The organism is Actinoplanes sp. 13 (assembly GCF_056134165.1).
The window spans coordinates 53,610-69,912 of the sequence record NZ_JBVYOQ010000005.1; the positions used below are offsets into that span (position 1 = coordinate 53,610).

The following is a 16,303-nucleotide window of genomic DNA, read 5'->3' on the forward strand; positions in this document are numbered from 1 at the left end:
CACTGTGTGAATTCAGGGCTCGAATCGAGCCCCAAATCAACACACAGGTTGTCGGGCCGCCGTCACGCGGGTTGGGGGCCGGGCAGCGGGCCGCCGGTCTCCATCCGGGCGATGAGCTGTTTGAGCCGGCCGATCTCCTCGGCCAGCGCGGTGGCGCCGAGGGCGGTCAGGGTGATCCACGTGCGGCCGCGCCGGCCCTCGTAGCCCTTCTCCACCTCGATCAGGCCGTTCTCCTCCAGCACGCTGAGATGCTTGGAGAGGTTGCCCGCGGTCAGCTCCAGCTGGGTGCGCAGATAACCGAACTCGACGCGGCGCGCCTCGTGCGCGATGGTGAGGATGCCGAGTCGCACCCGCTGGTGCACCACGTCGTCAAGCCCGAGGGCGGGGTGGGCGGCGTCCGGTTCGGGAGCGTCGGTCATGGCGTGCGCCGGCGACGTCGGTCGGCGCGCGCGAAGCCCGCCGCGCCCAGCAGCAGCACGATGCCGGCGATGAGCTGGGGTACCGCCATGCCGAGCCGGATCTGGGGCAGGCCGTAACCGAAGTTCATCGGCAGCACCAGCAGCACCAGCGCGAGGTAGCCGGCGGTGAACGCCAGCAGCGCGACGTTGCGCTCGAGCCAGACCAGCACCAGCAACGTCACTCCGATCATGCCCCACGGCATGACCAGGCGGTCCAGCACGAAATACCAGTACGGAAGGGGCCCGTCCGGGTACGGGTGGCTGCGGAAATAGAGGTACACCGCCAGCCACGCGGCCGGGAACACGACGGTCGTCACGGCGCCGGTGAGCGCGTACGGCATCACCCGCGCACCCACCCCCCGCGCCCGGGCGGCCCGCACATGGAGGAAGGCGATGACGGCGTACGCCAGCGGCATCGCCACCGGCCAGTAGTAGAGCATCCCCCGCCGCGAGAACTGGCAACCACCGTCGGGCAGGCAGTTCACCCACATGCCGAACCAGTCGAACGGGATGGCGACGAGGGTCGTGACGCCGAGCACGAGCAGGGCTGCCCAGGTCATCCGCTGGTCGAGACGCACGCGGTGGGCGAGGGCGCGCACGTCGGAGAGCAGCCGGTGGGGTTCACCGGCCGCGGACATCGGTTCAGTTGTCATGCCAATAGGTTTCCACAACAAACCTATCGGCGCCAGTACCGAACACGAGACCGGCGAGGAAGGTGAGGGCCGGGCCGCCGCGGGGCGAACGGCGGCCCGGCCCCGTATCGGCCGCCGGGGCGGGTGGGTGGCACCCGCGGCGGCCGACCCATCGCCGGCCCGGGGCCCGGCCGGCGTGGTCAGGCCGCGGGATCGGCGCGGTCCTCGAGGAGCGTCTCGCCGACGATCGGGAAGACGCCGTCGAGGCGCATCGTGTGCAGCACGGTGCGGACGAAGCGGGACGGCGCCGCCAGCGACAGCGTGCCGCCGTGCTGGCGAGCCTCGCGGTGGGCGCGCACCAGCAGGCTCAGCCCGGCCGGGTCGATGGTGTGCACGGCGTGCAGGTCCACCACCACGTGCCGGCCCGCCGCGGCGGCTGTCATCAGCGCCGGGCGCAGCACCTCGGCGACATCCTCGCGCAGGTCGTCGAAGGGCTCCACCACGACGACGCCGGCATCCTCACGCAGCACGAACAGGTTCATCGCAACTCCCTCGTCCGCCCGGCGGTGACCGCCACGACGCCGACCGCGGTCCCGGCGAAAACGATCTGCAGCACCACGTCGGCCGGGGTGAGGCCGGCCCGGCCGGGGTCGGCCAGCCGGGCCATGATCGTGGCGAGCAGAGCGGCGCCGACACCGACGGCCAGCGACAGCCAGAACGGCACGCCCCGCCGCCGGCACACCAGCGCCTGGCCGGCGAGGGCGACGATCAGGCCGGCGGCGATCCCGGCGGCGAGGCTGCCCGTTGTCATGAGCCACTCCGTTGTCGAACGACGAATCCCCAGGAAAGCCGGGCAATCACAAGAACCCGGCTCCGGGCCATGACAGTTCCGTGACAAAGTCGTCGTCCGGCCGGTGACGCGTCAGACTTCCCTCTTATGACGGCCGTACTGCTGATCGAGGACGACGACCGGATCCGCCTCTCCCTGACGATGGCCCTGGAGGACGAGGGCTACACCGCGTACGCGGTCGCCACCGCCGAGGAGGGCCTGGCCGAGCAGCGCCGGTTGCGCACCGACACCGTGCTGGTGGACCTGATGCTGCCGGGGATGGACGGCTACGAGTGCATCCGTCAGTTGCGCCGCGACGACGAGGTGCCGATCATCGTGGTCAGCGCGCGGGACGACACCCACGACATCGTGGCCGCGCTCGAGGCCGGCGCCGACGACTACGTGGTCAAGCCGGTGGCGGTCAAGGAGCTGGCGGCGCGACTGCGGGCGCTGCGGCGCCGGGCCCGGGTGGCCTCGGCGCCGGCCATCACGTCGCTCACCTTCGGTGATCTGGAGATCAGGCCGGAGGCCGGGGAGGTACGCGTCGACGGCGCCGCGGTCGCCGTCACCCGCACCGAGTTCCGCCTGCTGTGCGAGCTGGCCGAGCACGCCGGCCAGGTGCTCTCCCGCCAGCAGTTGCTGCAGCGGGTGTGGGGTTACGAGTTCGGCGACGAGCGGGTGGTCGACGTGCACGTCGGCCGGCTCCGCCACAAGATCGAGAAGGACAACAGCAGCCCGGAGCACCTGGTGACGGTCCGCGGCCTGGGCTACAAGCTCCAGGCATGAGACCCATCGGCCTGCGCGCCCGGGTCAGCGCCGCCTTCGCGGTCGGCGCGCTGCTGCTCTCGGCACTGGTCAGCCTGGTGTCCTACGAGCTGATCCGCGGCACGCTGTTCGCCGAGCGGGAGCGCACGGCGGTGCGCACCGCCTACTTCGACGGCGCGGTGATCAACGCGAGCGTGACCGCGGCCGACGCGCTGCAGTCCCTGGACACCGGACCGGAACGCTACGTGCTGCTGCACAGGGACGGGCAGTGGTTCTCGCGGACCGCTGAGGAGGGCGGCGAGTCGGCGGTGCCCGCGGAGCTGCAGGAGCTCACCGCGAGCGGGGCGGCAGGCACGCAGCGAATCCGCCGGGACCGGGAGCCGGCCCTGGTGGTCGGCATCCCGCTGGCCGATTCGGCCACCCTCTACGAGGTCGTCTCGCTGCGCGAGCTGGACCGGACCCTGCAACTGCTGGCGCTGGTCCTGACCGCGGTGGCGATCATGGTCGCGGCCGGTGGCGCCGCCGTCGGCTGGTACGTCACCCGGCACGCCCTTCGCCCGCTCGCCCGGGTGGCGGTGGCGGCCCGCGGCATCGCCGGCGGCGACCTGGGCACCCGCCTCGACCCCGACACCGAACCCGACCTGGCGCCGCTGTCGCAGGCGTTCAACAACATGGCCGACCGGCTGGCCCGGCGCCTGGAGCGGGACCGCCGGTTCGCCGCCGACGTCAGCCACGAGCTGCGGTCGCCGCTGCAGACCCTGGAGGCCGCGGTCAGCGTGATGGAGCGGCGCCGCGACGGCCTGGACGACCGGTCCGCGGCCGCTGTCACGCTGATCGCCGCCGAGGTGGCCCGCTTCCGCAGCCTGGTCGAGGACCTGCTCGAGCTGGCCCGCAGTGACCAGCCGGTGCACCGTGAGCCGGTCGACGCGGCCGAACTGGCCCGGGCCGTCTGCCGGTCCCGCGACCTGCCGGACGGTCTCGTCGAGATCGAGCCTGGCACCCCGCAGCGGTGGCGGGTGGACCGCCGGCGCGTCGAGCAGACGCTCGGCAACCTCCTCGACAACGCTGTCCGGTACGGCGGCGGGCCGATCGCGGTCCGGCTCGGTGCGCTCGGCGGGGGCGGCGGCTGCTTCCTGGAGGTGGACGACGCCGGGCCCGGGGTGGCCGAGAAGGATCGGCCGACGATCTTCGACCGGTTCGTCCGGGGCAAGGCGGCCGGCGCGCGCGGCGCCGGCGACGGGACCGGGCTCGGCCTGGCCATCGTCGCCGAGCACGCCGCCGCCCACGACGGGCGGGCGACAGTCCAGGACCGGCCGGGCGGTGGGGCACGCTTCCGGGTGGAGCTGCCGGGAAGTTCATCATGACGGGGGTACGCGCCAGAGCACTCGCCGTAGCCCTCGCGCCGGCCCTGGCCCTCGCCGCGTGCGGGGTCCCGGCCCAGAGCGAGCCGCATCCGGTCGAGTTGCCCCGCCCACCGCTCAACACCCGCCCGACCGCGCCGTCGACGGCCGGCCCGGAGGGTGAGGTCGCCCAGGTGCTCTGCCTCATCCGGGACGGGCGTCTCACCCAGACCGTGCGCCGGGCCGGCTCGGTGCCCACCGCGCAACAGCAGGTGGACGACCTGGTGGCCGGCCCGACCCCCGAGGAGCAGGCGCTGGGCCTGTCCACGGCCCTGACCGGCGTGTCGCTGGCCGTGACCGTCCCGCTGAGCGAGAACGACGTCTCCGTCGAGGTAACCGAGTCCGACGACGGCACCGCCCGCACCGACGAGGTGCTCGGTTACGCGCAGGTCGTCTGCACGCTGACCGCCCGCTCGGACGTGGGCTCGGTCTCGTTCACCCGCGACGGCGAGCCGCTGCGGGTGCCCCGCGCCGACGGCTCGCTGACCGCGGGCCCGCTGCGCGGCTGGGACTATCGCACGCTCATCCGGCCGGCCTGACCCGCCCCGGCCCGCGGGCATGTCGACATGGCGCCTCACCGCACCACGACCGTGCGGAACTTGCCGCCGGCGGAGCGCCGGGGCGGCTCGGGGTCACGGTCCACCACCACGTCGCCGAGGCCCTGACCGTCCAGCACGCCGCGCAGGGACCGCCGCACCTCGTCCCACACCTGCTCGGGCTGCCCGTCGGTGAGCAGCCGGACCGCGAGCCGGCGCGGGTCCGTCCGGATGATCTGGAACATCCGGACCCCGCCGATCCGGTCGACAGCCGTGCCGAGCGCGAGCGGCGGCAGCTCGACGGTCTGCCCGTCGGCGCGCCGCAGGGAGACCACCTCGGAGGCCCGGCCCTGGACGCGGATCGCGGGCAGCGGGTTGCCGCACGGGCACGGGTCAGGGCGCGTGGTGACGCTGTCGCCGAGGTCGTACCGAATGATGGGTTGCACCTGATTCGCCAGGTTGGTGAGCAGCACGGTATGTGCGGGCTGTCCGGGCGGCACCGGGCGGAAACGCTCGTCGACCGGTTCCAGGATCGCCCAGTCCGCGTTGACGTGCAGCCAGTCGAGCGCGCACCCGTGCGCCAGCCCCATGAACTCCGAGCACGCGTACTGGTCGCGCACCGTGGCCCCGAACGTCTCCCGGATCCGGGTGCGCTCCGGCGGCGACAGGCCCTCGGCCGAGGTGATCACCAGGAGCGGGTCGATGTCGAGGCGCCCGGCCCGCTGCTCCCGGGCCAGCAACGCCACGGCGCTGGCATACCCGTTGAGGATCGTCGGGCGGAAATCGCCGACGGCCCGCACCAACTCGTCGAGCGGCAGGTGCACCGACAGCACCCGGATGCTGCGCTCGCGCAGCGGGCGTTCCCGGATGAGCCGGCGCGCGGTCGACCAGCCGGCGAAGTGTCCGCCGGTGGCCCAGACCGCGGCCACCCGGTTGCCCCGGCGCAGCATCGACAGATAGTCACGCCCGGACAGCCAGGCGCCGCTCGCCCGGGCCACGGTGATCGCCGAGAGCACCTCGTACGTCCGCTCGTCCTGCACGAACACGCCGCGCTCACCGCTGGTGCCGGAGGTGGTCACGACCTGGTACCGGCCCCGGTGCAGGGTGCCCGCCCGCTCCGGGTCGGCGACGAACGCGCGCACCCCGGCCAGCGTCACCGCGCGGTCGGTGGCCCAGTCGTCGTACTCCCGCATCAACGCGGCCTTGCCGGTGACCGGCAGCATCGTCACGTCGGTGATCCGCTCCGGCAGGCCGTGGTACAGCCGCCGGTAGTACGGCGAGCCGGCCCTGGCCCGCGCGACCAGGCCGGCCAGACGGGTGCGCTGTCGTTCGGCGACCAGTCCCGGGCCGCCGCGGCGCACCCGGCGCAGGTCGCGCATCACCGATATCAGGCTCATCGATCGATCATCGCGGACCGGGACCCGGCCGGGATCCCTCCCCCGCGCCGGCCTCCTCCCCCGCGGGAGGGAGCCGGGCGCGCCGTACCGGTCACTCCTCGCGGGTCTTCACGACCTGCTTCAGGTCCACCTCGGCGGTCGTGATCGCCCGCGACAGCTCGGTGGAGAGGTCGTCGCCGGGGCGGGTCCGCTCGACCCGCCCGCCGACGCGCAGCCGCATCTTGGACCAGGGCGGGGTGGACCCGCCGACGTACCGAACGCGGGTCACCTCGATGCGCTCGACCTCGCGTGCGGGGTGGGTCGAGGTGCTGCGGTCGCTCCGGAGCAGCGTGAACTCGCCGCCGGCCAGCCGGAGCTCCACGACGGCCCGCCGGTCCATGAGGATGATCCACGCTGCGTATCCGGCGGCGGCCAGCGGAAGCAGCAGCGACAGCCAGAACGCCACGGCCAGCAACTCGCCGATCAGGGCCGAGCCGGCGAAGATCAGGCCGGCCGGGATCAGCGAGACGGCGATCCACTGCCCGCCCTCCCGCCACGCGTAGTTCGGGTCGTCGGTTCGCGCGTACCAGACGATGGGTTCACCGTTGTTCACGGCGCCATCATGACCTTGGCCGTCAACCGGGGTGGGGCCAGCCCTACCCCGTTCGGGGTGGCAGCGGGATGGGATCGCATCGAAGGGCTTCATATGGTGAGAACCGATCCGAAACCGACATCCAGGAGGGCACGGCATGCGACGCAACCTCGGTCGATGGGGACTGGCGACGGCGATGGCGGTAGGAATGGTGGCGGGCGGTGCGGCGCCTGTCGCGGCGGGCCCGAACAACCACGGAACGCTGCGGACGGCGGTCGGCGACCTGCACCGGCTCGGCATCACCGGCGTGCAAGGGCTGGCCCGGACCGGCGGCGTCACCACCCAGGCCCGGGCCGGGGTCGGTGACCTGGAACGCGGCACCCCGGTGCCGGCCAACGGATTCTTCCGGATGGGCAGCAACACGAAGACGTTCGTGGCGGTGGTCGTCCTCCAGCTGGCCGGCGAGCGGAAACTGTCGCTCGACGACACCGTCGACCGGTGGTTGCCCGGACTGGTCAGCGGCAACGGCAACGACGGCCGCCGGATCACGATCCGGCAGCTCCTCCAGCACACCAGCGGGATCTACAACTACACCAACGACTTCCCGGCGCTCAGCTCCTACGAAGGGTTCCTCGCGCACCGGTACGACCATGTCGAACCCGAGGAGATGGTCGCCCTCGCGATGAAGCACGAGCCGGTCTTCGCGCCGGGCGCCCGCTGGGACTACTCGAACACCAACTACATGCTCGCCGGGATGATCATCGAGGCGGCCACCGGCCGGCCGTGGGACACCGAGGTGCGCGACCGGATCCTGCGCCCGCTCGGCCTGCGGGACACCTCGTCACCCGGGGACCGGACGTCGCTGCCGCGGCCGCACGCCAAGGCGTACCAGCAGTGGGCGCCGGGCGGCCCGCTCACCGACACCACCCGGTGGAACGTCACCGGCGCGGGAGCGGCCGGCAACCTGGTCACCACGCCCACCGACCTGGCGCGCTTCTGGCAGGCTCTGCAGCAGGGCAAACTGCTCGCACCCCGGGAGATGGCGCAGATGCGGCAGACCGTGCTCGCCGAAACCATGCAGGAATACATTCCCGGCGCGCGGTACGGCCTAGGCGTCATGTTCATCCCGAACCGGTGCGGCGGGTACTGGTCGCACGGCGGCGACGTGCCGGGCATGAGCACCAAGAACGGCGTGAGCCCGCGGGGCGACCGGGTGGCGGTCCTGTCGCTGAGCACCCAGCTCGCCGACGATGAGGCGACCGTCGCCGTGGAGCGGCGCTCGCTGCAGCTGATGGACGACGTGATCTGCGGCCCGGCTGACTGACTGCCCGACTGCCTGACCGCCTGACTGCCTGACAGCCTGACTGCCTGACCGCCTGACTGCCTGACCGCCTGACTGCCTGACCGGCGCGCCCCGCGCCGGTCAGCGGTCTTCCCTCAGACGGTGACCGCCGGAATGGCGGCGATCAGTGACCAGTCGTGGCTGATGTCGGCCGCCGTCCGCAGCAACAACGGCAGATGGTCCTCGATCAGTGTCTCGACCGACGTCTCCGCCGCGTGCACCGTCACGTTCACCGCGGCGACCACCCGGCCGTCGCCGTCGCGGACCCCGGTGGCCACCGACCGGATGCCCGGCGCGAGGTCCTGGTCGGCCAGCGCCCAGCCTTTCGCGCGCACCTCACGCAACGCGCTGTCCAGCTCGGCGGCCGAGGGCTGCCAGCGCGGCGTGATGCCGGACCGGCCGGCCTCGGCGAGCACCTCCGGCACGGCGGCCGGAGGCAGGGCCGCCAGCAGGACCTTGCCCATCGAGGTGGGCGGGGCCGGGAAACGGGTGCCGATGGTCACCCCGAGCGTCACGATCTTCGGTACGGCCACCCGCGCCACATAGACGATGTCGCTGCCGTCGAGCTGCGCCATCGACGAGGACTCGTTGGTCTGCGCGACCAGTTTCTCCAGATGGGGCTGCGCCACCTGCCACATGCTCAGCGAGTGCACGTACGCCATACCGAGCTCCAGCACCCGTGGCGTGAGCGCGTAACCGCGCCCGTCGGCGCGCACGTACTTCAACTGCTCCAGCGTGATCAGGATCCGCCGCACGGTGGGCCGCGCCAGCCCGGTCAGCGTGGCGATCTCGCTGAGCGTCATCGCCGGGGTGCCCGCCCGGAAGGAGCGCAGGACGTCGAGGCCGCGGGCGAGCGCCTCGATGAAGTCGGGAGCCGCGCTCCTTCCGATGTCGGTCATGGCGTCAATGCTTCCACTGCGCCGATCCGGCGTCGTAGTCGGAGTACTGGTACGGGTTCTCCATCGCACTCTTCTCCGGGATGTCCGGGTTCATCCCCCGCTGCCAGGCGTCCTCGCCCAGCGTCTCGCGCAGGTGGTCGACGGTCGCGGCGACCTTGGCCCGGGCCGCCGCCAGATCGACGCCGACCAGCTTGCCGTCCTGTTTCACCACGCGGCCACCGACCAGCACCGTGTGCACGTCGCCGCGCTGCGCCTGGTAGACCACGTGACCGTAGGGGTTCAGGACCGGGAACATCGCCGGTGAGGCGTCGTTCTTGATCAGCACGACGTCGGCCTGCCGCCCCGGCGTGAGCGCGCCCACCGCGGAGTCCATGCCGAGGGCCCTGGCCCCGCCACGGGTGGCCCAGTCGACGACGTGCTCGGCCCGCAGGTGGTGGTGGGTGACCGTCTCCTGCTTGCTGTGCGCCTCCATGTGCTCACGCACCCGGTCGGCGCTGAGCGTGCTGCGCATCGCGGAGAACAGGTCGCCGCTCCACCAGACGCTGGTGTCCATCGACAGCGAGACCCCGATGCCGTGGTTGCGCAGCTGCCAGGTGGGCGGGTATCCCTGCCCGGCGCTCTGTTCGCTCTCGGTGGAGACCGACACCGAGCCACCGGTGGCGGCGATCCGGTGGTACGAGTCCGCGGCCAGCGTGGCGGCGTGGACGTAGACGGTGCCCGGGGTCATGAACCCGTTGTCGTACATCAGGCGGATGCCGTCGTCATTGGTGGCGCCCCAGACGCCGGCGTGGGTGGTGACCTGCACGCCCAGCTCGCGGGCGACCTCGAAGGCCGCCTTCTCCGGGAACGCCGGGTCACCGGTCACGTCGAACGCCATCTGGAACCCGGCCAGCCGCCCGCCGTCGACGCGCCGCCGATGGAAGTCGCGGAACGCGCCCGAGGTGGCCCACTCCCACGGGCCCTGCTGAATGTTGCCGTACGCCAGGACGAACCGCCCCGGCACCGCCTCCAGGGCGTCGGCCGCCGCGTCGGCGTGGTCCGCGCTCTGCAGCCCGTGCGACCAGTCGACGCTGGTGGTGACACCGGCGTCGATCGCCTCGATCGCCGACAGCAGGTTGCCGGCGTGCACGTCCTCGGGCCGGAAGTGCCGGCCGGACTCGAGGTAGTACCAGACGAAGTACTGGGTGAGGGTCCAGTCGGCGCCGTACCCCCGCATCGCGGTCTGCCACATGTGCCGGTGCGTGTCGATCATGCCAGGCATGATCACGCCACCGGTCGCATCGATCTCCACGGCGTCACCGGGCGCGGTGAGACGGTGCCCCACCTCCGCGATCCGGCCGCCGACCACCAGCACATCGGCGCCCGGAAGCACCGTGTGCGAGTCGTCCATGGTGAGAACCAGGCCGTTGCGCAGCACCACCGGCCGATCGTTCACGCTCATCGACTCCCCCTCTCGGACGCTTGTCCGCTGCACGGACAGCGAGGTGGCGTCAGTGTGGTCCCGGTCACGATTACTGTCAATCCTCCATTGACAGTCCGCGCTCAGGCCACCAAGCTGAGCGGGCGGACACGTGTCCGCAGAACGGGCGGTGACGATGAGGCAGCACAAGGGGCCACTCGACGGCCTGCTCGTGGCGGACTTCTCCCGGATCCTCGCCGGGCCCTACGCCACGATGCTCCTGGCCGACCTCGGCGCTCAGGTGATCAAGGTGGAGGGCCCGTCCGGCGACGACACCCGCACCTGGATGCCACCGGTCCGCGACGGCGTCTCGACGTACTACCTGGGCATCAACCGCAACAAGCGCTCGATCGCCCTGGACCTGCGCGACGAGACCGACCGGGCCGCCGCGCAGGAGCTGGCCCGCCGCGCCGACGTGCTGATCGAGAACTTCAAGCCCGGCGGCCTGGCCCGGTTCGGCCTCGACTACGCGACGGTGTCCGCGGCCAACCAGCGGGTGATCTATGCGAGCATCACCGGCTTCGGCTCCGGTGCGGGCGCCGGACTGCCGGGGTACGACCTGATGGTCCAGGCGATCTCCGGGCTGATGAGCCTCACCGGCGACCCGGACGGCTCGCCGTTCCGGGCGGGCATCTCGGTCTTCGACGTGATGACCGGCATGCACGCCGACATCGGCATCCTGGCCGCCCTGCACCACCGCGACGAGACCGGCCGCGGCCAGCGGATCGAGGTCAACCTGCTGTCCTCGGCGCTGTCCGGGCTGGTCAACCACTCCAGCGGGTTCGTGGCCGGCGGCTCGGTGCCGTTCCGGATGGGCAACGCGCACCCCAGCCTCTTCCCGTACGAGCCGCTGCCCGTCGCCGACGGCGAACTGATCGTGATCGCCGGCAACGACGGCCAGTTCCGCAAGCTGTGTCAGGTGCTCGATCTGCCCGAGCTGCCCGAGGACCCCCGGTTCGGCCGCAACCAGGACCGGACCGCCAACCGGGAGCAGCTCCGGCCGCTCCTGGTGGAACGCCTGGCGAAACGCACGCGTGACGAGTGGTTCCGCGATCTGATCGCGGCGGGCGTGCCGTGCGCGCCGATCAACACCATCGACGGCGGGGTGGCGTTCGCCGGCGAGCTGGGCCTCGAGCCCGTGGTCGAGACGGGCGGCGTGCCCGCCGTCCGCAACCCCATCACCTTCTCCGAGACCCCCGCACGGTACGAGTTGCCGCCGCCCGGGCTCGACGAGCACGGCGAGGAGATCCGCGCGTGGCTGAGCAACACCTGAGCTTCCCGACCGGCCTCGGCACGTCCGACGCCACCACCATCTCGCTGCTGGGGCACGATCTGGCCGGTGACCTGATGGGCAAGGTCGGCTTCGGCGAGCTCGCCTTCTGGCTGGTGGCCCGGCGCCGGCCCACTCCCGGTCAGACCCGGGTGTTCGAGGCGGTGCTGGTCGCGCTCGCCGATCACGGGTTCACGCCGACCGCGATCGCGGCCCGCCTGACATATCTGTCGGCCCCGGAGGCACTGCAGGGCGCCCTGGCCGCCGGCCTGCTCGGCGGCGGCTCCCGGTTCCTCGGGGTGACCGAGGACTGCGGCCGCTTCCTCGCCGAGACCCTGGCCACCGCCGACGACCACGACGACCATGACGACATCGCGCTCAAGGCACTCACCGCGGCGAAGACGCAGCGACGTCTCGTGCCCGGCCTCGGGCACCCGGTGCACAAGGTCGAGGACCCCCGCACCCCGGTCCTCATCCGGATCGCCAAGGAGGAGGGCTGTTACGGGCCGCACCTGCAGCTCTTCGAAGCCATCGGCCGGGTGCACCCGGCGGTCCTGGGCCGCCGGCTCCCGCTCAACGGCGCCGGTGTCTGCGGCGCCGCGCTGGCAGACCTCGGCCTGCCCGTCGACCTGCTGCGCGGCTTCGCGCTCCTGGCCCGTGCCGCCGGGCTGCTCGGCCACCTCGCCGAGGAACGGCAGCACCCGCTCGGCATGGACATCTATCTCACCGTCGACCGTAACGCCGTCTACGAACCGTAAGGATGATCTATGGCCACCATCGTCGCGGTCATCGCCTCCACCCACCACCCGTTCTACTACCGGGCCAGCACCGCCACCGGCGAGGACCGGCCCCCGTTCGCCGACGAGTGGACCCGCAAGATCCTGGCGTTCCGGGAGACGCTGACCCGGGCCGCCCCGGACGTGCTGGTGATGGTCGGCTCGGACCACTTCCACCAGCTCTGGCTGGACAACATGCCGCAGTTCCTGGTCGGCAAGGCGCCCTTCTACGACGCCAACTGGTACAACGAGGAGCGCGAGTTCGGCCTGCCGCGGATGCTGCTCAAGGGCCAGGAGGACCTGTCCGCGCACGTCCTGCGCGCCGGCCTCGACGAGGGCTTCGACCTGGCGTTCAGCAACGAGCTGCGGATCGACCACAGCATCACCTGCCCGATCATCACGCTGCGGCCCGAGGCCGACCTGCCGATCGTGCCGATCTACACCAACATCTTCGCGCCGCCGCTGCCGCAGCCGTCCCGTTTCGTCAAGCTCGGCGAGGCCATCCGGAAGATCGTCGAGTCCTGGCCGTCGCACCTGCGGGTCGCGATCATCGGCACCGGCCACCTGTCGCTGGAGCTCGGCGGCCCCCGCCAGTTCGGCCCGCACGGCCCCGACCCGGAGTTCGACCGCCGGGCCGTCGAGTGGATCGCCACCGGCGACCTCGACAACTGCCTGCGCGAGGTGACCCTGGACAGCCTGCACTCCCCCGGCAACGCCACACACGGCTTCATGGACTTCATGCTGATGATGGGCGTGGCCGGCGCCGGCGCGAAAGCCGATCACGTGGACACCCTAGACCTGTTCCACACCATGGAGGCCTACTTCACCTGGTACCCGAACGGAGCGCCGGCATGAGCAAATACCTGCTGAACAAGTTCCTGTACACGGTGGACCGGGACCCCGACCTGGTGGAGCGCTACCGCGCCGAGCCGCGCGAGCTGGTCTCGTGGTGGGAGGCCGAACGCGCCAACGCGGTGCTGAACTGCCACACCGGCGAGAGCAGCACCTGGCTGCGGTTCACCGACGAGGAACGCGAGGCGCTGGCCGGCCACGATCACGTCAAGCTCTTCGCGCTCGGCGCGCACCCGTTCCTGACGCTCACGCTGTTCATCGCCATGTTCGAGCGCGACAACAACGAGCCGCTGGAATACCAGAAGGCGTTCGGCGCCCGGCTGCTGCACTTCGACATGCCCTACCCGGACATCGCCACATGATCCGCGCGGCCGTCATCGAGGCCTGCGGGCAGCCGCCGTCGGTCACCTCCCGCCGCGTTCCCCTCGCCCGCGCCGGCCAGGTACTGGTCACGGTCACTGCCGCGCCGATCACTCCGCTGGACCTGCTCTGCGCCTCCGGCACGAGCTATTTCGGCACACCGGCCACCCCGTACATCCCCGGCGTGCAGGGCGTCGGCCATCTTCCCGACGGCACACCCGTCTGGTTCGCCACGTCCGCCGGCATGCTCCCCGGGGACGGCAGCATGGCCGCCGCCGTGGCCGTACCGGAAAAGGACTGTGTCCGGCTGCCGCCCCGGGCCCCGCTCGCCGGTCTGGCGGCCCTGGGCCTTTCCGCCGTCGCCGCGCACTCCGCCCTCACCCGCACCGGCTCCCTCGCCGCCGGTGAGCAGGTCGTCGTGCTCGGCGCCGGCGGCGTGGTCGGCCAGGCAGCCGTCCAGCTGGCCATGCTCGCCGGCGCCCGCCGCGTCATCGCCGTCGCCCGGTCGGCCGAGTCCCGCTCGCGCGCCCTCGAACTCGGCGCCGCCGCCGCCATCGCCTTCGAACCCGACGACGACGCACCCACCCTGACCGCCCGGCTGCGCGCGGCCGCGGACGGCCCGGTCGACCTGGTCGTGGACCCGGTCTTCGGCGTCCCCGCCGCGGCCGCTCTGGCGGTCCTGCGCCCCGGCGGCCGCCTGGTCAACCTGGGCAGCTCAGCCGGCCCGACCGCCACCGTCGACTCGGCGACCCTGCGCGGCGGCTCGTTGCAGATCCTCGGCTACACGAACAACGCGTTGACTGTCGACCAGCGCGCCGAGTCGATCACCTACGTCGCCGGGCAGGCCGCCGCCGGCCGGCTGGCGGTGGCCCACGAGGTGGTGCCGTTCGAGCAGGCCACGGAGGCCTGGCACCGGCAGGCCGCGGGCGCCGCGACCGGCCGCATCGTGCTGACCTTCTGAGGCCCCGGCCCCATCTCGGCCGACTCGGCACGCATGGTGACAACCGGTCCGAACGGAGTGCCGCTGATCCCGGGATCCGCTCGGGCCATCGGTTCAGGCCGCGAATGCTGCCGGCCCGTCAGCCGCCTTCTGGGGGCGCTGTCACGAACCCGAGATTTTGCGGCCCTCGGAAGGGGAACCGGACCCTCTCGTAGCGCACGTGGTTCCCCTTGAACCACTCCGCGATCGACTCGGCCAAAGCATCCCGGCCGAGTCGTTGATCGTCCCGCCAGAAGTTGCAGCAAGGCACGACAACGGTTGCTCTGCTCAGTGCCGAGTGAACGACCTCGCGTAACGCCTGGTCGGGGTGAAGCCCAACAACGAGATCGTAGTAAGAGGCGTCCTCCGCCAGGTACGGAACGGCGCGTGCTTCGACGCCTTTCAGCGTCCACCCCCGCGGATCGACGACCTCCACCCGGTAGTTGAAGCGCTTCCGCAGCTCCCGCGCCAGCATTCCCTGGCCGCCGGCCACGTCGGCAACGTACTCGACCGAGTTGCCGAAGCGCTCGCCGATGAACTCGGCCATCAAAGGGAAACGATCCGGGTCTCCGTGGAACCTGTGCCCGTTCACCTTCGGCGGGTGCTTTCTGCTCTTCAGGCGATCACCCACCGTCGAACCGTACCGCACCGTGCCGGCGTGGCGGGGTCCGGCAAGATCGCCGCTCCTCGCGCGCCGTAGAGACCGGCCGCAGAACTCCTCGACGAAGTCGACGGGGACAGCCCGTAGACGCTGCTCCGGGCACACCACAACACAGCCGGCGCCGCTCAGGTGACCACAGCGGCTCCTTCTCCGCGGTCGAATCAGTTCGTCGGCCAGCCCTAGGGTCCGTCCCGCGGACATGAGAGATCACCGACGGACGGGCAAGGTGATGACGGGCGTTCTGTCGCTTGCCCCTCTGCGGCGGCCCTTCGCCCGTCGCACGGCACGACGAGGCCATTTCGGAATGGGCCACCGATCCTCCATAGCTCAGCGTTGCATTGATCAGAACGGATCGCATCTGTCGCGTAGGCGACAAGCTTTCCTCCTTCCCGGATGATTATTATCCGGGAATACGCGACTCGGGCTGAGGAACGGTGGGCCGTGGAGACAGAAGCTCTCGTCAGGCAATTCGGGAAAGATCCCGGTTCTGTGTTTGTCGACATCATCCACGCCTCGCCGACGCCGCTCCGGGCCCGAGACATCAAGCAGCCGTTGATCGACGCGGGCATCAAGAAGGACGATGTCGATCGATACTGGACTCGAGTGCAGCGCGTGATCACGCTGCACCCTCAGATCGCTATGGCGAGCAACAAATACGAGTGGTTGCCCGAACGGCGCTCAGCACAGAGCTCACTGGATCTGCTTGCCAAAGGCGTCACCGCAAGGCGACGGAAGTGGCTTACGGCGCCGTGGGTGCAGAACGTGGCGGACGCCGTCGAGCAGGCCGGCGCAACCGATAGCGGATGGGTAGAGCGTCAATTTCAGCAGGCCAGGCTGGTCGCCGAGCTGGCCGTCGCGGTCGAGGTGCTACAGGCACGCGGAAGCACCATCGATGAGGTGGTCGAGCTCTTGGCCGAAGAGGTGAGTCAGAAGCGACTGCGGCGGCTCGCCGAACCGGGCGACACCGTCGCGTTCGATCCGGATACGCATGAGGCCGAGATGGAGCCACCCAATCCTGGCACCGCTGTCCGGGTCGTTCGTTCCGGTTACCTGTGGCGCGGCGCAGGCGAGCCTACCGTGGCAACCAAAGCCGTCGTAGCCGTCTGATCGCTGCGCT

The 16,303-nt window shown here is 71.4% G+C and carries 19 protein-coding genes; 10 read left to right on the forward strand and 9 right to left on the reverse strand.

Annotated features, from left to right (window positions below; all coding sequences use genetic code 11):
* Window positions 1-62: 62 nt before the first annotated feature.
* The 4 genes from AC0NH5_RS12775 to AC0NH5_RS12790 form a co-directional block, all read right to left on the reverse strand.
* Complete coding sequence (locus AC0NH5_RS12775) at window positions 63-419, reverse strand: transcriptional regulator (protein ID WP_474403064.1); 357 nt, start codon at window positions 417-419, stop codon at window positions 63-65.
* The gene (locus AC0NH5_RS12780; RefSeq protein WP_474403066.1) at window positions 416-1,111 is read right to left on the reverse strand and encodes a hypothetical protein; all 696 of its coding nucleotides are present in this window, start codon (window positions 1,109-1,111) and stop codon (window positions 416-418) included. The genes AC0NH5_RS12775 and AC0NH5_RS12780 overlap by 4 nt, the downstream gene beginning before the upstream one ends.
* Window positions 1,112-1,290: 179 nt before the next feature.
* A complete protein-coding gene (locus AC0NH5_RS12785) occupies window positions 1,291-1,632 on the reverse strand; it encodes an STAS domain-containing protein (RefSeq protein ID WP_474403068.1) in 342 nt (113 codons plus the stop codon).
* Window positions 1,629-1,901 (reverse strand): hypothetical protein, encoded by a 273-nt coding sequence (locus tag AC0NH5_RS12790; protein WP_474403070.1) that lies wholly within the window; start codon window positions 1,899-1,901, stop codon window positions 1,629-1,631. Before AC0NH5_RS12790 ends, AC0NH5_RS12785 begins: the two co-directional genes overlap by 4 nt.
* Before the next feature lie 126 nt (window positions 1,902-2,027).
* Between AC0NH5_RS12790 and AC0NH5_RS12795 the strand changes: the two genes are divergently transcribed.
* The 3 genes from AC0NH5_RS12795 to AC0NH5_RS12805 are packed head-to-tail and all read left to right on the forward strand — an operon-like array spanning window position 2,028 to window position 4,623.
* On the forward strand, window positions 2,028-2,705 hold the full coding sequence (locus tag AC0NH5_RS12795) for a response regulator transcription factor (RefSeq protein WP_474403072.1): 678 nt from the start codon (window positions 2,028-2,030) through the stop codon (window positions 2,703-2,705).
* Window positions 2,702-4,048, forward strand: a complete 1,347-nt coding sequence (locus tag AC0NH5_RS12800) for a HAMP domain-containing sensor histidine kinase (protein WP_474403074.1) — start codon at window positions 2,702-2,704, stop codon at window positions 4,046-4,048. The genes AC0NH5_RS12795 and AC0NH5_RS12800 overlap by 4 nt, the downstream gene beginning before the upstream one ends.
* Window positions 4,045-4,623 (forward strand): GerMN domain-containing protein, encoded by a 579-nt coding sequence (locus tag AC0NH5_RS12805; RefSeq protein ID WP_474403076.1) that lies wholly within the window; start codon window positions 4,045-4,047, stop codon window positions 4,621-4,623. The genes AC0NH5_RS12800 and AC0NH5_RS12805 overlap by 4 nt, the downstream gene beginning before the upstream one ends.
* A gap of 35 nt (window positions 4,624-4,658) precedes the next feature.
* Here AC0NH5_RS12805 and AC0NH5_RS12810 read toward each other — a convergent pair whose 3' ends face one another.
* Both AC0NH5_RS12810 and AC0NH5_RS12815 read right to left on the reverse strand, forming a co-directional pair.
* The gene (locus AC0NH5_RS12810) at window positions 4,659-6,017 is read right to left on the reverse strand and encodes a phenylacetate--CoA ligase family protein (RefSeq protein WP_474403078.1); all 1,359 of its coding nucleotides are present in this window, start codon (window positions 6,015-6,017) and stop codon (window positions 4,659-4,661) included.
* A 91-nt stretch (window positions 6,018-6,108) separates the two neighbouring features.
* Window positions 6,109-6,609 (reverse strand): hypothetical protein, encoded by a 501-nt coding sequence (locus AC0NH5_RS12815; RefSeq protein WP_474403080.1) that lies wholly within the window; start codon window positions 6,607-6,609, stop codon window positions 6,109-6,111.
* A gap of 136 nt (window positions 6,610-6,745) precedes the next feature.
* On the opposite strand from AC0NH5_RS12815, the gene AC0NH5_RS12820 reads away from it, so the two are divergent.
* Entirely contained in the window at window positions 6,746-7,912 is a 1,167-nt protein-coding gene (locus AC0NH5_RS12820) for a serine hydrolase domain-containing protein (RefSeq protein ID WP_474403082.1), read from the forward strand.
* 113 nt (window positions 7,913-8,025) lie between these two features.
* On the opposite strand, the gene AC0NH5_RS12825 is transcribed toward AC0NH5_RS12820, so the two are convergent.
* Together AC0NH5_RS12825 and AC0NH5_RS12830 are read right to left on the reverse strand one after the other, a co-directional pair.
* Complete coding sequence (locus tag AC0NH5_RS12825; RefSeq protein WP_474403084.1) at window positions 8,026-8,829, reverse strand: IclR family transcriptional regulator domain-containing protein; 804 nt, start codon at window positions 8,827-8,829, stop codon at window positions 8,026-8,028.
* Between the two features lie 4 nt (window positions 8,830-8,833).
* Window positions 8,834-10,270 (reverse strand): amidohydrolase family protein, encoded by a 1,437-nt coding sequence (locus tag AC0NH5_RS12830; protein WP_474403086.1) that lies wholly within the window; start codon window positions 10,268-10,270, stop codon window positions 8,834-8,836.
* A gap of 154 nt (window positions 10,271-10,424) precedes the next feature.
* Between AC0NH5_RS12830 and AC0NH5_RS12835 the strand changes: the two genes are divergently transcribed.
* Genes AC0NH5_RS12835 through AC0NH5_RS12855 form a run of 5 tightly spaced genes read left to right on the forward strand, consistent with a single transcriptional unit; the run spans window position 10,425 to window position 14,507 of the window.
* On the forward strand, window positions 10,425-11,561 hold the full coding sequence (locus AC0NH5_RS12835; protein ID WP_474403088.1) for a CaiB/BaiF CoA transferase family protein: 1,137 nt from the start codon (window positions 10,425-10,427) through the stop codon (window positions 11,559-11,561).
* Window positions 11,543-12,316: a citryl-CoA lyase gene (locus AC0NH5_RS12840; RefSeq protein WP_474403090.1), complete on the forward strand. Its 774-nt coding sequence runs from the start codon at window positions 11,543-11,545 to the stop codon at window positions 12,314-12,316. The genes AC0NH5_RS12835 and AC0NH5_RS12840 overlap by 19 nt, the downstream gene beginning before the upstream one ends.
* A gap of 9 nt (window positions 12,317-12,325) precedes the next feature.
* Window positions 12,326-13,189 (forward strand): DODA-type extradiol aromatic ring-opening family dioxygenase, encoded by an 864-nt coding sequence (locus AC0NH5_RS12845; RefSeq protein WP_474403092.1) that lies wholly within the window; start codon window positions 12,326-12,328, stop codon window positions 13,187-13,189.
* Window positions 13,186-13,548, forward strand: coding sequence for a hypothetical protein (locus AC0NH5_RS12850; RefSeq protein WP_474403094.1), 363 nt, complete (start codon window positions 13,186-13,188; stop codon window positions 13,546-13,548). Before AC0NH5_RS12845 ends, AC0NH5_RS12850 begins: the two co-directional genes overlap by 4 nt.
* The gene (locus AC0NH5_RS12855) at window positions 13,545-14,507 is read left to right on the forward strand and encodes a quinone oxidoreductase family protein (RefSeq protein ID WP_474403096.1); all 963 of its coding nucleotides are present in this window, start codon (window positions 13,545-13,547) and stop codon (window positions 14,505-14,507) included. Before AC0NH5_RS12850 ends, AC0NH5_RS12855 begins: the two co-directional genes overlap by 4 nt.
* Before the next feature lie 118 nt (window positions 14,508-14,625).
* Here AC0NH5_RS12855 and AC0NH5_RS12860 read toward each other — a convergent pair whose 3' ends face one another.
* Window positions 14,626-15,156: a class I SAM-dependent methyltransferase gene (locus tag AC0NH5_RS12860; protein WP_474403098.1), complete on the reverse strand. Its 531-nt coding sequence runs from the start codon at window positions 15,154-15,156 to the stop codon at window positions 14,626-14,628.
* Between the two features lie 519 nt (window positions 15,157-15,675).
* Here AC0NH5_RS12860 and AC0NH5_RS12865 point away from each other — a divergent pair.
* Entirely contained in the window at window positions 15,676-16,293 is a 618-nt protein-coding gene (locus tag AC0NH5_RS12865; RefSeq protein WP_474403100.1) for a hypothetical protein, read from the forward strand.
* The last annotated feature ends 10 nt before the right edge of the window (window positions 16,294-16,303 follow it).

Bases quoted from the DNA above. Each gene is read 5' to 3' on its own strand.
- AC0NH5_RS12775 (WP_474403064.1), bottom strand. From the start codon at position 419: ATGACCGACGCTCCCGAACCGGACGCCGCCCACCCCGCCCTCGGGCTT.
- AC0NH5_RS12780 (WP_474403066.1), bottom strand. From the start codon at position 1,111: ATGACAACTGAACCGATGTCCGCGGCCGGTGAACCCCACCGGCTGCTC.
- AC0NH5_RS12785 (WP_474403068.1), bottom strand. From the start codon at position 1,632: ATGAACCTGTTCGTGCTGCGTGAGGATGCCGGCGTCGTCGTGGTGGAG.
- AC0NH5_RS12790 (WP_474403070.1), bottom strand. From the start codon at position 1,901: ATGACAACGGGCAGCCTCGCCGCCGGGATCGCCGCCGGCCTGATCGTC.
- AC0NH5_RS12795 (WP_474403072.1), top strand. From the start codon at position 2,028: ATGACGGCCGTACTGCTGATCGAGGACGACGACCGGATCCGCCTCTCC.
- AC0NH5_RS12800 (WP_474403074.1), top strand. From the start codon at position 2,702: ATGAGACCCATCGGCCTGCGCGCCCGGGTCAGCGCCGCCTTCGCGGTC.
- AC0NH5_RS12805 (WP_474403076.1), top strand. From the start codon at position 4,045: ATGACGGGGGTACGCGCCAGAGCACTCGCCGTAGCCCTCGCGCCGGCC.
- AC0NH5_RS12810 (WP_474403078.1), bottom strand. From the start codon at position 6,017: ATGAGCCTGATATCGGTGATGCGCGACCTGCGCCGGGTGCGCCGCGGC.
- AC0NH5_RS12820 (WP_474403082.1), top strand. From the start codon at position 6,746: ATGCGACGCAACCTCGGTCGATGGGGACTGGCGACGGCGATGGCGGTA.
- AC0NH5_RS12825 (WP_474403084.1), bottom strand. From the start codon at position 8,829: ATGACCGACATCGGAAGGAGCGCGGCTCCCGACTTCATCGAGGCGCTC.
- AC0NH5_RS12830 (WP_474403086.1), bottom strand. From the start codon at position 10,270: ATGAGCGTGAACGATCGGCCGGTGGTGCTGCGCAACGGCCTGGTTCTC.
- AC0NH5_RS12835 (WP_474403088.1), top strand. From the start codon at position 10,425: ATGAGGCAGCACAAGGGGCCACTCGACGGCCTGCTCGTGGCGGACTTC.
- AC0NH5_RS12845 (WP_474403092.1), top strand. From the start codon at position 12,326: ATGGCCACCATCGTCGCGGTCATCGCCTCCACCCACCACCCGTTCTAC.
- AC0NH5_RS12850 (WP_474403094.1), top strand. From the start codon at position 13,186: ATGAGCAAATACCTGCTGAACAAGTTCCTGTACACGGTGGACCGGGAC.
- AC0NH5_RS12855 (WP_474403096.1), top strand. From the start codon at position 13,545: ATGATCCGCGCGGCCGTCATCGAGGCCTGCGGGCAGCCGCCGTCGGTC.